Genomic DNA, 14,740 nt, shown 5'->3' on the forward strand with positions numbered 1-14,740 from the left:
TTGGTTGCAATATTAACTTTTATCATTGTTTTTGGACTTATTGTGTTTGTTCACGAATTTGGACATTATTATTTTGCTAAAAAATCCGGCATTTTGGTGCGCCAATTTTCCATTGGGATGGGACCAAAATTGATTTCTTATACACGCAACCATACCTTATACGTCATTCGACTCTTGCCGTTGGGCGGGTATGTGATGCTAGCGGGGGCCGAAGATGATGACGAACAGCTGAAACCCGGTACTTTAGTCGGTCTGAAACTCAATGAGCAAGAGCAAGTTGTGGAAATTGATAATTCACAAAATACTAATAATTCTACTTTAATCCCTTTTCAAGTTGTCCAAAGTGATTTGGAACGGGAGTTGTTTATTGAGGGTTATGAAGCTGGTGATGATGAACATTTAAAACGGTTTTCAGTTGATCATGATGCGGTTTTAATTGATCAAAGTAATAATGCTATGCAGATTGCACCACTGGATGTGCAATTTAATTCAGCTAGTTTGTGGCACCGGTTTTTAACGAACTTAGCTGGTCCGTTTAATAACATTATTTTTGGCATGATAGTCTACATTTTATGTGCGTTTATTTTGGGCGGAGCACCGAGCAATTCAGCTCAGTTGGGGACAATTCAATCCCATTCGCCAGCTGCGCAAGCACAATTACAGACGGGCGATCAAATAGTGAAAGTTGCTAGCAAACCCATTCATAATTGGACTCAATTAGTTCAAGCGATTAGTCAAAGGCCTAAGCAAACGACTCAATTAACGGTTAAAACGCCGCAAAAGCGCATTAAGCATGTGACTATTAAACCGCGGGCTGTTAAAGAAGGTAAGCAAACTATTGGTCAAATCGGGATTATGCAAGCACGTGATCACCGCCTAGGTCCCACCTTAAAATATGGCGTTCAATCAGCCGTTGGTGCGGTGGCAACAATTGTGAATGCGCTCAAGAAAATGGTTACTGGTGGTTTTAACATTAACCAACTGGGTGGTCCCGTAGCAATCTATTCCGAAACTAGTCAGGTAGCAGCCATGGGTTGGCAACAAGTGTTACTGTTTATTGGTTGGCTGTCAATTAATTTAGGTATTATGAATCTACTACCCATTCCGGCTTTAGACGGTGGAAAGTTATTGTTAAATATTATTGAAGCCATTCGCCGTAAGCCCGTTTCTCAAAAGACAGAAGTTGTGGTTAATTTGATTGGTGTGGGCTTGTTACTGATCTTAATGGTCGCAGTGACTTGGAATGATATTACGCGCTTCTTTGTGAAATAATCTTTAGGAGTAAGGGAGAAAATAATTTATGAAACAATCACGGGTATTTATACCAACATTAAAGGAAACCCCTAGTGATGCTGAGGCAGTTAGTCATCAATTGATGTTGAGAGCAGGTTTTATTCGTCAAATATCAGCTGGAGTCTATGCTTATTTGCCTTTGGCCTATCGGGTTTTAAGGAACATTGAACGAATTGTTCGTGAAGAATTGGAACAAGTTGGCTGTGTAGAAATGTTGGCTCCGGCCGTTTTGCCGGCTGAATTATGGCAACAAAGTGGCCGTTATGACACCTATGGTGATAACTTATTTAAGTTTAAGGATCGCCACCAACGTGACTTTATTTTAGGGCCTACGCATGAAGAGACGATGACTTCGTTAGTTAGCAACGTTTTGAACTCTTACAAGAAAATGCCGCAAGTGTTATATCAAATTCAAACGAAGTTTCGTGATGAAGATCGTCCGCGTTACGGTTTATTGCGGGGTCGTGAATTTTTGATGATGGATGCTTATTCTTTTACTGCTAATACAGATGATTTGGATACAATTTTTGATCAAATTGAACAAGCTTATCGCAAAATCTTTGAACGTAGTGGTTTAGATTTTCGGGCAATTTTGGCGGATTCTGGTGATATGGGCGGTAGTGGTTCGAAAGAATTTCACGCTGTGGCCCCGATTGGCGAAGATACGATTGTGTATTCGGATGTGAGTGATTATGCTGCCAACTTAGAAATGGCTACGAGCGTTTTAACTCCTAACCCGCAAGCTGAAATGTTGCCATTATCAGAAATCAAAGTTAATCCGCAAGTGAAGTCGGTGGCCGATTTAGCACAGGATATTGATGTCACTGCTGCGCAAATTATTAAGTGTGTGGCCTATTTGGCTGATAAGAAGCCGGTATTGGCTTTGATCCGTGGTGATTTTGCGGTGAATGAAACGAAGTTAAAGAACTTATTAGGGGTGAACGAATTAACTCCCGCTTCAGATCAACAAGTCGCCGAAATTTTTCATAGTGTGCCCGGTTTTATTGGTCCCATGAATTTAGCGTCGGAAATTCAAGTGATTGGTGATTTGTCCATTCAGGATTTGACTAATGCTGTAACCGGTGCTAATCAAAAAGGATTACATTATCAAAACGTGAATGCCCCTCGAGATTATCAGGTTGAACAATATGCCGATATTCGGACTGTCAAAGAAGGTGAGCTCTCACCAGACAATAAGGGAGTTTTACATTTTACACGGGGCATTGAAATTGGCCATATCTTCAAGTTGGGTACGAAATACTCTGAAAGTTTAAATGCAAACTTCTTGGATGAAAATGGTAAACAACAACCCATCATTATGGGCTGCTATGGCATTGGTATTAGTCGCTTATTGTCTGCCATTGTAGAACAACATCATGATGATGCGGGGATGATTTGGCCCTGGGAACTAGCACCTTATCAGGTTCATGTAGTTGTCATGAATGCTAAAAAAGAAGAACAAATGTTACTCGCTGAGCAGATTGAAACTGATTTGACCGCTAGTGGTTTAAGTGTTTTAGTCGATGATCGTAAGGAACGGCCAGGGGTTAAATTTGCGGAAGCTGATTTAATCGGTTTGCCCGTACGGATTACCGTTGGTAAGAAAGCCAGCGATCAAATCGTAGAAGTTAAATTGCGGCAGCAACAAGAATCCGTGGAAGTTGCCGTGGGCGATATTAAAGAGACCATTAAGATCTTATTACACAATAATTAAATAATTTGAGGTGATGATATGACTGATTCACGAGCAATGTTTCAGAATCTCTTGGATCAAATGCAGTTACCGGAAGATATTCGACAGACTGCGATTTTTCAATCAGCTCAAATTCAAAAAGTTAAAGTCCATACTGAATCTCAGCAATGGACTTTTGTTTTAGAATTTGAACAAATTTTACCTGCCAAAACGTACCAAATTTTTTACCAACATTTACAGACCGCTTTTGAGGGCGTGAAGCTGGTGGACTTAGTTATTCAAACAAGCAATCCACAGTTCGATCAACAATTGCTCAATGCTTATTGGCCAATAGTGGTGGAACGCCAACAACTAAATGCGGCCATTTATCGAGAATTACAACAACAAGCCCCGCCTCAGTTGCTGGAGCAAGAGTTGTTACTAACAGTTAATAATGAAGTTTTAAAAGATTATTTAACAAGTAAGTATTTGCAAGAGATGGAAACTACATTGCAACAGATGGGTTTTCCAAAAATGCGGATTAAAGTTTTAGTTGATCAATCACAAACGCAGGCTCGAATTGAACAATTAAAACAACAGCAACAACAGCAGCAACAACAATTAGTGGCAAATGTCAAAAAGGCCCAAGCTAACCCGACTAGTTCGGGAAAAGCCAGTTCCATTATTGGCAAAAAAATTGCTAGTGACACCCCCGTGGTAGCAATGAAAGATATTGTGGAAGAACAGCAATCAGTCGTAGTGGAAGGTTATATTTTTAGTTCCGAAGTACGCCAATTACGTTCAGGACGGCAATTGTTGATTTTAGAAGCCACTGATTATACGTCTTCCTTTGTTATTAAAAAGTTTTCCAAAAATGGTGATAGTGACGCTGTGTTCGCTGATTTTACGAAGGGGACTTGGCTGAAAGCGCGCGGCTCGGTACAAGAAGATAACTATTCCCGGGAATTAACGATTAATGCTTATGACTTAAATGTAATTAAAAAAATTGGGCGGCAGGATCAAGCTGAAGAAAAACGGATTGAACTGCATGTGCATACTAATATGAGCCAAATGGATGCGGTCAGTTCGACGACTGACTTGGTGAAACGGGCAGCGGACTGGCAGCAACCAGCAATTGCGATTACAGATCACTCGACAGCCCAATCATTTCCGGATGCTTATAGTGCTGGTCAAAAATACGGTGTCAAAATTATTTATGGAGTGGAAATTAATTTAGTCGATGAAGGAGAACCCATTGCCTACAACTTACGTGATGAAGCTTTGGCAACTGCAGAATATGTAGTCTTTGATGTGGAAACGACTGGTTTGTCGGCTGTTTATGATTCCATCATTGAATTGGCAGCTGTCAAAATGCAAGCTGGCAAAATCGTTGCGGAATTTGATGAATTTATTGATCCGGGACATCCTTTATCACAAACGACAATTAATTTAACTTCAATTACTGATGAAATGGTGCATAACAGTAATTCTGAACAAGAAGTGATGGATAAGTTTAATGACTTTGTTGGTGATGCCGTCTTAGTTGGTCATAATGTTACGTTTGATATTGGCTTTTTAAATGCAGCGCGCAGGCGTTGCGGCTATCAACCCGTTACGGTACCGATCATTGATACCCTAGAAATGTCGCGGACTTTACATTCAGAATATCGTAATCATAAGTTAGATAGCTTAGCTAAACGGTATGATATTAAGTTAGAGCACCATCATCGAGCTAATTCGGATGCCGCTACCACGGGTTATTTATTGTATGCTTTGTTTAAAGAAATGTTAGAGCAATTTGAAACGACGAACATTTTGCAATTAAATGATCATTTAGGTGGACGCGAAGCATACAAACAAGCGCGGCCGTATCATGCAACTTTATTAGCCACCACCCAGGCTGGACTTAAAAATCTATTTAAGATTATTTCCAGTTCGATGACGGAATATTATTTCCGCACACCACGGGTACCGCGCCGAATTTTGAATGAATATCGCGCTGGAATAGTGGTCGGTTCTGCTTGCAGTTCCGGTGAAGTGTTTACAGCGATGATGCAAAAGGGCTACGATGAAGCTTACCAAAAAGCGCAGTTTTATGATTATCTAGAAGTCATGCCTCATGCGATTTACCAGCCCTTACTTGATTCTGGTTTGATTCAAGATCAAAGTGCGTTAGAAGAAATCTTGGGTAATATTGTGAAGCTGGGTCAAACGTTAGATAAGCCAGTCGTGGCGAGTGGTGATGTACATTATTTAGATCCGAAAGATGCGATTTATCGTGATATTATTGTCAAGGCAGTAAAGAGTAACCCACTGGCACGACAAAAATTACCGCTAGCGGACTTTAAAACAACCACGGAAATGTTGCAAGAATTTCAATTCTTGGGTGAGCAAACTGCGCACCAAGTGGTCATTGATAATCCACAGATTGTTGCTGATTGGGTAGATGGTGAAATTACACCTGTAAAAAATAAGTTGTATACGCCTAAGATGCCGGGGGCGGAACAAGAGATTCAAGATTTAACTTACAATAAAGCGCATGAGTTGTACGGTGATCCGTTGCCAGAAATTGTGCAAAAACGCTTGGACCGGGAGTTGAAGAGTATTATTGGTAACGGCTTTTCGGTCATTTATTTAATTTCACAGCGCTTAGTTTATAAGAGTAATAAAGATGGTTATTTAGTTGGTTCAAGAGGTTCCGTCGGCTCTAGTTTAGTGGCCACGATGACCGGAATTACCGAAGTTAATCCATTACCGCCCCATTATCGGTGTCCTCATTGTCAATATAGTGAGTTCTTCACGAAGGGTGAAGTGGGCTCTGGTTTTGATTTGCCTGATAAAGTGTGTCCACAATGTGGTCAAGAGTTGGCGAAAGATGGCCATGATATTCCGTTTGAAACCTTTTTAGGTTTTAATGGTGACAAAGTTCCGGATATTGATTTGAACTTTTCAGGTGATTACCAACCAATTGCCCATAATTATACAAAGGTCTTATTTGGTGAAGACCATGTTTTTCGGGCGGGAACGATTGGTACGGTGGCTGACCGGACAGCTTATGGTTACGTGAGCAACTATGAAGAATTAACGGATCAAAAATTTCGTGGTGCGGAAAAGGATCGTTTAGCAGCGGGAGCAACTGGGGTTAAGCGAACCACCGGTCAACATCCGGCGGGCATTATTGTTGTACCAGATTATATGGATATTTACGATTTCACGCCCATTCAGTATCCAGCTGATGATCAAAGTGCTGCTTGGAAAACGACGCATTTTGATTTTCATTCCATTCACGATAATATTTTGAAACTGGATATTTTGGGCCATGATGATCCCACGATGATTCGGATGTTGCAAGACTTGTCAGGCATTGACCCGCAGACAATTCCCACTGATGATCCTGGGGTTATGGCGTTATTTTCCGGAACTGAATCATTAGGCGTGACGCCGGAGCAGATTGATTCCAAAATGGGAACATTAGGGGTACCGGAATTTGGAACTAAATTTGTCCGGGGTATGCTGGAAGAAACGCATCCGACCACTTTTTCTGAATTATTACAAATTTCAGGGTTATCCCACGGTACGGATGTGTGGTTAGGTAACGCGGAAGAATATATTCAGCAAGGCATCGTCACGTTAAAAGATGTGATTGGTTGTCGTGATAATATTATGATGGACTTAATTCATTGGGGCTTAGAGCCGGGCATGTCTTTTCAAATTATGGAACATGTTCGTAAGGGTAAAGGAATCCCGGATGAATGGCAAGAAGTGATGCGCGCCAACAAAAATGTTCCTGATTGGTATATTGAATCTTGTTTGAAAATCAAGTATATGTTCCCGAAGGCGCATGCGACAGCATATATTATGATGGCGTTACGAATTGCCTACTTTAAAGTGCATATGCCGCTTATTTATTACTGCGCTTATTTGTCTGTCCGTGCAGATGTCTTTGACTTGGTTGCGATGGCCAGTGGTAAACAAGCCGTGAAGGCGGAGATGAAGTCTATTAATGAGCAGGGCAATGATGCGAGCGCTAAAGATAAGAGCTTGTTGACGGTTTTAGAAATTGTCAATGAATGTTTGGAACGCGGTATTCAGATTAAAATGGTTGATTTAGACCATTCGGATGCGATGAATTTTAAAATTTTGGATGATCATACATTGTTAGCCCCATTTGTGGCAGTCCCCAGTTTAGGCTTAAATGTGGCTAAACAAATTGTGGCCGCCCGTGAAGAACAGCCCTTTTTATCGAAAGAAGATTTATCGAAACGGGGCCATGTCTCCCAATCAATTATTGATTATTTAACCCAGAACCACGTTTTAGACGGCATGCCTGATGAGAATCAGTTGTCGTTGTTCTAAGAGTTCCAGTCTAAAACTTGAAAAAACCAGCTGGTAGTTATATACTTTAACTAAGTTGATTTCACATGACGAGTGAGCAGGAATGCTCACTCTTTTTATTGCAGGCTGCATGAAACTAGCTGAATAAGCACGATAGAAAGGGGTGTTGATTTGAATTCTGTTATTGACCAAGTTAAAAGTTTAGTCCAACCAATTTTAGCTGATCATGGTTTTTATTTAGTTGATTTAGAGTATGTCAAAGAAGCAGGTAGCTGGTATTTACGGCTGTATATTGATAAAGACGGGGGCATTGATATTGAAGAATGCGCTGTGGTTAATCAAGAATTAAGCGAACAATTAGATGCTCAAGACCCAGAACTGATTCCTAATGCTTACTTTTTGGAAGTATCTTCACCTGGTGCTGAACGTCCCATTAAGACGCAGCAAGATTTAACAAATGCACTGGACCAATACATTCATGTTAGTTTATATCAAAAGCTCAATGGTCAAAAAGTTTTTGAAGGTACTTTAAAAGAATTTGACGAGCAACAATTAAAGTTGGAAGTTAAGATTAAAGCGCAACGCAAAGTAATAGCTATCCCACGTCAACAAATAGCATCAATGCGTTTAGCAATTGAGTTTTAACTGTAAGGAGATCACGTTATGAGTAAAGAATTAGTGGGAGCACTAGATGCCTTAGAAAAAGAAAAAGGTATTTCTAAAGAATTAATTATTGATGCAATGGAAGATGCTTTAAAATCAGCTTATAAAAGAAATTATGGTCAAGCCCAAAATGTCGAAGTAATATTTGACGATAAAAAAGGCGATTTTCATATTTACACAGTCAAAGAAGTGGTGGAGCAAGTAGCAGATCAACGTTTGGAAATCAGCTTAACTGATGCTCAACAGGTGAATCGTGGCTATGAATTAGGCGATCATCTTAACGAAGAAGTCACTCCGAAAAACTTTGGCCGTATTGCCGCCCAAACGGCCAAACAAGTGGTGATGCAACGCGTTCGTGAAGCAGAACGGAATAACATTTATAATGAATATAGTCAGTACCAAGATGAAATTATTCAAGGTGTGATTCAGCGGCGCGATAATCGCTTTGTCTACATTAACTTTGGACGCGTTGAGGCGGTGATGGAACGAAAAGATCAAATTCCGAATGAATCATACCAACCTCAAGATCGGATTAAAGTTTATGTTTCTAAAGTTGACAATACTACTAAGGGACCACAAATTTTCGTTTCTCGGTCGCACCCCGGCCTAGTGAAACGCTTGTTTGAACAAGAAGTTCCGGAAATCTATGATGGAACCGTGGAAATTGTTTCGATTGCACGTGAAGCGGGCGATCGTACCAAAATTGCGGTACGGTCAACTGATGAAAATATTGATCCTGTCGGTACGACTGTGGGACCACGAGGCCAGCGAGTACAAGCAATTGTTGATGAATTAAACGGCGAGAATATTGATGTTGTTAAATGGGAGCCCAATCCTTCTGATTTTATTGCCAATGCTTTAAACCCTGCGGAAGTGATTGCCGTTCAATTTGATGATGAGACGAATCCCAAGTCTTGTATTGTCATTGTCCCCGACTATCATCTCTCTTTAGCCATTGGTAAACGCGGTCAAAATGCACGTTTGGCTGCGAAATTAACTGGTTTTAAGATTGATATTAAGCCTGAATCAGAAGTGGAATTTGTTGATGAAGCAGGCGATGAAGTCGATGAAGAGGATCTTGATTAAATGAATTAAGGTGGTGGTTGTTTGAAAACAAGAAAAGTACCGATGCGTAAAGATGTCTTAACTAATGAAATGGCCCCCAAACGTTTGTTAGTCCGGATTGTTCGGAACAAAGACGGTGAAGTTAGCGTTGACGAAACGGGCAAAAAGCCAGGGCGCGGAGCTTATGTGGGGTTAGACCCCGCAGCAGTTAAGCAGGCACAAAAAGATCATAAGTTAGACGAAATTTTAAAAACGAAGTTGACAGCTGAGTTTTATGAAGAGCTATATAATTATGTCGATCATCAAAAAGCGCGGTTAGATTTGTTTGGTGAACTAGGTAAAAAACATTGACACAACAACGTATTTTGAATTTCTTGGGTCTGGCGAAACGAGCCCGTAAAATTGTTACTGGCCAAGAATTAGTTTTAAAAGCCATGAAAAATGGTCAGGTCTATTTTGTCTTTTTGGCAACAGATACTGGGGCTGTGGCTCAAAAATCATTTCAAACAACCCTCAAGCGACAGCAAATCCCATTTGATCAGACCTTTAATCAAATTCAACTCAGTCAGGCAATTGGTCAGGCAACTAAAGCCATTGCCATTACCGATCGGGGATTTGCTCAACGATTTCAAGAATTAATAACAAATAATTAAGGAGCGTGAATTTATGGGAAAGAAACGAGTTTATGAATTAGCAAAAGAGCTCCATGTTCCAAGTAAAGATTTGGTGGATATAGCCCGCAAGCATCATATGGAAATCTCGTCCCATATGGCAGTTTTAGATGATGCACAATTAAATGATTTAACTAAGATTGTACGTTCAACTAATCAGTCTCCAAAAACTCAATCACCAGTATCGAAAGATACGACTAATGCTAAAAGTAAAGGAAAAACAAAAATTAAAGTTACAGCTATCCGGCATGCGCCTAAACCTAATGATGCTAAGAAGAACCACCAGCATTCTAATAATAACCACAATAATAATGGTAATGAGCACCGTACACATCAAAATAATGAACACAGTCGTGGTCCAGTGACGACTAATAATAATCAAGGTCGTACTAATCAAAATCGTAATAACACGAATGCGCGACCAAATAATTCGCGCACTAATAATCGCAATCGTAATTTAAATAATGACCGGCGTTCATCCATGATGAATCGGGCTAGTGCGGGGCGGAAACATTTAGCGCAATATAAGCAAAATGCGCAAGCTTCCGTGGAATCAATCGAACAAGCACGGCATCATGAACAGCGACAAAAAGAGCAAAGAGCAAAGCGTGCTAATGAGCGTGCAACTCAACAACGCTCACAAAGACCAACTACTAATCATTCCAGTCAAAGTGCTAACCGTAATCGGAATAATAGTAGTAATCAACAAGTTACGCGTAAGCCAACTACGACGCAAAAGCCAACGGTTAATCGCCCAACAACGCAACCGACTGCTGAAAAAACTACTTCGGATAATAATAATAAGCGACAACATGAGTTTACGAACAATCGTCGCAAAAATGAGCATATTGATTATCGCAATCGGCCCAAGCATAAAAACAAGCGTAAATTACGCAAGCAACAAGCTAGTCAACCGAAAAAGCCAATGCCACAACGGAAAGAACGGCCGTTACCAGAGGTTTTGGAATACTCAGTCGGCATGAATGCGCAAGACTTAGGTAAAATTTTACATCGGGAACCAGCTGAAATTGTTAAAAAGTTATTTATGTTGGGTGTGATGGTTAATCAAAACCAATCCTTAGATAAAGATACAATTGAAATTTTGGCCGCCGATTATGGCATTGATGCGCAAGAAAAGGTTGAAGAGGATATTACTGATTTGGATACCTTCTTTGAAGATGAAGTCAATAATACTGATAATTTGACTAATCGGCCACCAGTAGTTACGATCATGGGTCACGTTGATCATGGTAAAACTACTTTATTAGATAATTTACGGCATAGTCATGTCACGGCAGGTGAAGCTGGCGGTATTACCCAGCATATTGGTGCTTATCAAGTTCAATTAGATGGTCGCTTAATTACCTTCTTAGATACCCCAGGACACGCAGCCTTCTCTAACATGCGGGCGCGTGGTGCTGATATTACCGATATTGTTATTTTAGTAGTAGCGGCCGATGATGGTGTAATGCCCCAGACAATTGAGGCGATTAATCATGCCAAGGCAGCTAATGATCCAATTATTGTCGCTATTAATAAGATTGATAAACCAGATGCTAATCCCCAACATGTGACGGAAAAATTAATGAATTATGGTTTGATTCCTGAAAGCTATGGTGGTGATACCATCTTTGCTAATATTTCCGCTAAACAAGGCACGGGCATTGATGAGTTATTACAAATGGTCTTATTAGAAGCTGACGTGTTAGAGTTAAAAGCTAACGCACAGCAAAAAGCCGTGGGTACCGTGATTGAAGCCCGCTTAGATAAAGGCCGCGGTCCAGTTGCTAGTTTATTAGTGCAACAAGGAACCTTACACAAGGGTGATCCAATTGTCGTGGGGAATACCTTTGGTCGCGTTCGGGTGATGACGGATGATCGTGGTCGGCAAATTGAGTCTGCTTTACCATCACAACCAGTGATGATTACTGGCTTAAATGACGTACCACAGTCAGCCGATAAGTTTGTGGTCTTTGAAGATGAAAAGACAGCCCGGGCTGCTGGTGAAGAACGTGCTGAACGAGCACAAATGGAAGAACGCAAGCGGACTAACGCGGTCACCTTGGATAACTTGTTTGATACCATGAAACAAAATGATATGAAGAAAGTCGACGTCGTGATTAAAGCTGATGTCCAAGGCTCTGTGGAAGCTTTGCGCAATAGTTTGGAAAAAATTGAAGTCGAAGGTGTGCGGGTCAATATTATCCATGCTGCCGTAGGGGCAATTAATGAAAGTGATGTTACTTTAGCTTCGGCAAGTAATGCCATTATTATCGGTTTTAATGTGCGGCCAACCGTGCAAGCTAAAATTCAAGCTGATAGTGAAAGTGTTGATATTCGGTTGCATAATGTTATTTATAACGCAATTGATGAAATTGAGTCAGCTATGAAGGGTATGCTAGAGCCTGTTTATGAAGAAAAGGTAACTGGTAATTTGACCGTACGGGAAACTTATAAAGTTTCTAAATTAGGAACGATTGCTGGGTGCATTGTGGATACCGGTTTGATTCAACGTGATAGCGGAGTTCGTTTAATCCGTAACGGAATTGTCGTTTATGAAGGAAAACTGGCCTCTTTGAAACGCTTTAAAGATGATGTTAAGGAAGTTAAGCAAGGCTTTGAATGTGGTTTGATGATCGAAAATTATAATGATATTAAGATTGATGATCAGATTGAAACTTATGTCATGCAAGAAGTTCCTGTCAAGTAGGAGGTGTTGTAATGAAATATCGTGTTGGTCGAGTTGAACAAGAAATCCAACGAGAAGTTAATGATATTTTGTTAAAACGGGTGCGTGATCCGCGTGTCAAGGAAGTAACTATTACGGGAGTCGAGGTAACTGGCGATTTACAGCAAGCTACAATTTACTTCAGTGTTTTGGCAGAGACCGCTAGTGCGGCGCAAAAAGCTACTGCTGGTTTGAATAAGGCCAAAGGCTTGATTCGGCGCGAATTAGGACACCGTTTATCAATTTATAAAACTCCAGATTTAATCTTTAAACAAGATGATTCCATTCGGTATGGTGAGCATATTGATGAATTGTTACGCCATTTAAATGAATCAGACAAATAGTCGCTTAGCGGCTTTTTTGTTACATATAATTGTATTGCGGGAAATCTTTCTAGTTAAGGCAATGCTATACTAAATTAGTTAATTAAATTATTAATGAGGTTATGATAATGAATGGTATTATTCCCCTGTATAAACCACGCGGTGTGACTAGTGCGGATTGCGTGTACCAATTGCGGAAGTTATTACATGAAAAAAAGGTTGGTCATACTGGTACCTTGGATCCCGATGTCGATGGTGTCTTGGTCGTTTGTGTTGGTCAAGCCACGAAGTTAGTTAATTGGCTCTTAAATTCGGATAAAGTTTATCAAGGTCAAATCACTTTTGGTAGTGCGACGACAACTGAAGATGCCAGTGGTGAAGTCATTGCGCAGACAAAATTACGAGCACCAATTGCCGATGAGAAAATTAAATTAGGAATGCAAAGTTTAACGGGTTTAATCCAGCAACAACCGCCAATGTATTCGGCGGTGAAAGTTAACGGTAAACGGCTGTATGAATATGCCCGAGCTCATCAGGAAGTGGAGCGTCCGATTCGGCAAGTAACGATTAAACAATTTGATTTATTGGCGGCCAGTCAATTTGATGAAGTGCAACAGCAACAAACTTGTGAATTTTTAGTGCGGTGCAGTAAAGGCACCTATATTCGGACTTTGGCCGTGCAATTAGGGCAATATCTTCATTTGCCGGCGCACATGAGTCGTTTAACGAGAACTTATGGTGGTGGTTTTAAACTACAGGAGACATGGACTTTAGAACAAATCAAATTGCAGTTGGCTCAAGACCAAATGGATTTTTGTTTGCCGTTGAATGCAGCTTTTACAGACCAAATGCCACTGTATGAATTGACTGCTGCGCAATGGCAAGTGGTGCAAAACGGCGGTGCTATTCAGTTGCCTTCAACTGAGGAACAGGTCTTACTGACTTGGCAGCATCAAGTCAAAGCATTGTATCATTTACAAAATCAGAACTATGTTCCGCAAATTATGCTTTTAAAAAATGATAGGTGAGTAAATCGTGGAAGTTCAAATTTTAAAATATCCCTTTCAGCAGCAGTTGAAAATTCCGGCACGGCAAGTTTTGGCGGCGGGTTTTTTTGATGGCGTGCACCTCGGTCATCAAAATGTGATTAAAACGGCAGTACGGCTGGCGCATACGCGGCAACAACCAGCGGCAGTTTTGACGTTTGACCGCCATCCTATTGAAGTTTATCAACCGCAAAAAGTGACGGGAACGTTCCAGTATCTGACGCCATTTCAACGCAAACTAGAATTGTTTCAAGAATTACAAGTAGATATTGTCTATGTAGTAGAGTTTAATCCCATTTTGGCGCATTTAGCACCTCAAAAATTTGTCGAAGATTTTTTGTTGCGCTTGCATATTACAACTTTAGTGGCCGGCTTTGATTGGACCTTTGGCCCCAAAGAGATTGCGACCATGACGTATTTACGCCAGTTAGTCCAACAACGCTTTGAAATTGTAGAGATTCCTTCTTTAAATTTCGATCATGAAAAAATTTCTTCTACTAATATTCGCACAGCGTTACAGACGGATCAGATTCAACACGCTAATTTATTATTGGGTTATAATTACCAAAACCAAGGTCCAGTGGTTCACGGTTATCAAATGGGGCGGCAGTTGGGTTTTCCCACAGCTAATTTAGCTTTAAGCGCAGAGCAATTAGTTCCTAGCTTGGGTGTTTACGTCACACGAGTCAAAGTTGGTGATGACTGGTTCCCAGCGATGACTTCCGTTGGCCGAAATGTGACTTTTAAAAGGGGCAATAATCCGGTCACAGTAGAGGCTAATCTCTTAGACTTTGATCAAGATCTCTATGGTCAGGAAGTCCAAATTCAGTGGTTAAAATATTTACGTCCTGAAATTAAATTTGCTGACGCCCCGGCATTGGTGCAGCAATTACGACAAGATCAGCAAGCTACCGAAAATTATTTCAGAAAATAATAGCAACTAA

The 14,740-nt window shown here is 40.6% G+C and carries 10 protein-coding genes and 1 pseudogene; all 11 read left to right on the forward strand.

Annotated elements, in window-relative coordinates:
* The 11 genes and pseudogenes from rseP to ribF all read left to right on the forward strand — a co-directional run bounded on the left by rseP (position 1) and on the right by ribF (position 14,730).
* Positions 1 to 1,272: an RIP metalloprotease RseP gene (gene rseP, locus AC3B6D_RS03710; protein WP_489774937.1), complete on the forward strand. Its 1,272-nt coding sequence runs from the start codon at positions 1 to 3 to the stop codon at positions 1,270 to 1,272.
* Between the two features lie 28 nt (positions 1,273 to 1,300).
* On the forward strand, positions 1,301 to 3,007 hold the full coding sequence (locus AC3B6D_RS03715) for a proline--tRNA ligase (RefSeq protein WP_489757547.1): 1,707 nt from the start codon (positions 1,301 to 1,303) through the stop codon (positions 3,005 to 3,007).
* Between the two features lie 18 nt (positions 3,008 to 3,025).
* On the forward strand, positions 3,026 to 7,321 hold the full coding sequence (locus AC3B6D_RS03720) for a PolC-type DNA polymerase III (protein WP_489774938.1): 4,296 nt from the start codon (positions 3,026 to 3,028) through the stop codon (positions 7,319 to 7,321).
* 150 nt (positions 7,322 to 7,471) lie between these two features.
* Positions 7,472 to 7,945 (forward strand): ribosome maturation factor RimP, encoded by a 474-nt coding sequence (rimP, locus tag AC3B6D_RS03725; protein ID WP_489757549.1) that lies wholly within the window; start codon positions 7,472 to 7,474, stop codon positions 7,943 to 7,945.
* 18 nt (positions 7,946 to 7,963) lie between these two features.
* A pseudogene (nusA, locus tag AC3B6D_RS03730) lies at positions 7,964 to 9,046 on the forward strand (transcription termination factor NusA); the annotation flags it as partial.
* A 24-nt stretch (positions 9,047 to 9,070) separates the two neighbouring features.
* Complete coding sequence (rnpM, locus tag AC3B6D_RS03735; protein WP_489757550.1) at positions 9,071 to 9,379, forward strand: RNase P modulator RnpM; 309 nt, start codon at positions 9,071 to 9,073, stop codon at positions 9,377 to 9,379.
* Positions 9,376 to 9,681: a L7Ae/L30e/S12e/Gadd45 family ribosomal protein gene (locus tag AC3B6D_RS03740; protein ID WP_489757551.1), complete on the forward strand. Its 306-nt coding sequence runs from the start codon at positions 9,376 to 9,378 to the stop codon at positions 9,679 to 9,681. The genes rnpM and AC3B6D_RS03740 overlap by 4 nt, the downstream gene beginning before the upstream one ends.
* Positions 9,682 to 9,694: 13 nt before the next feature.
* The gene (infB, locus tag AC3B6D_RS03745; protein ID WP_489774939.1) at positions 9,695 to 12,409 is read left to right on the forward strand and encodes a translation initiation factor IF-2; all 2,715 of its coding nucleotides are present in this window, start codon (positions 9,695 to 9,697) and stop codon (positions 12,407 to 12,409) included.
* An 11-nt stretch (positions 12,410 to 12,420) separates the two neighbouring features.
* Positions 12,421 to 12,771 carry a 30S ribosome-binding factor RbfA gene (rbfA, locus tag AC3B6D_RS03750; protein WP_489757553.1) on the forward strand — a complete coding sequence of 117 codons (351 nt, stop codon included), beginning with the start codon at positions 12,421 to 12,423 and terminating at the stop codon, positions 12,769 to 12,771.
* Between the two features lie 107 nt (positions 12,772 to 12,878).
* Positions 12,879 to 13,778 (forward strand): tRNA pseudouridine(55) synthase TruB, encoded by a 900-nt coding sequence (gene truB, locus AC3B6D_RS03755; RefSeq protein ID WP_489774940.1) that lies wholly within the window; start codon positions 12,879 to 12,881, stop codon positions 13,776 to 13,778.
* Positions 13,779 to 13,785: 7 nt separating this feature from the next.
* A complete protein-coding gene (ribF, locus tag AC3B6D_RS03760; RefSeq protein ID WP_489757555.1) occupies positions 13,786 to 14,730 on the forward strand; it encodes a riboflavin biosynthesis protein RibF in 945 nt (314 codons plus the stop codon).
* Positions 14,731 to 14,740 lie beyond the last annotated feature (10 nt).

This window comes from Bombilactobacillus sp. ESL1097 (assembly GCF_058107205.1).

Coding starts and splice junctions, on each gene's coding strand:
- AC3B6D_RS03715 (WP_489757547.1), top strand. CDS start 1,301: ATGAAACAATCACGGGTATTTATACCAACATTAAAGGAAACCCCTAGT.
- AC3B6D_RS03720 (WP_489774938.1), top strand. CDS start 3,026: ATGACTGATTCACGAGCAATGTTTCAGAATCTCTTGGATCAAATGCAG.
- rbfA (WP_489757553.1), top strand. CDS start 12,421: ATGAAATATCGTGTTGGTCGAGTTGAACAAGAAATCCAACGAGAAGTT.
- truB (WP_489774940.1), top strand. CDS start 12,879: ATGAATGGTATTATTCCCCTGTATAAACCACGCGGTGTGACTAGTGCG.
- infB (WP_489774939.1), top strand. CDS start 9,695: ATGGGAAAGAAACGAGTTTATGAATTAGCAAAAGAGCTCCATGTTCCA.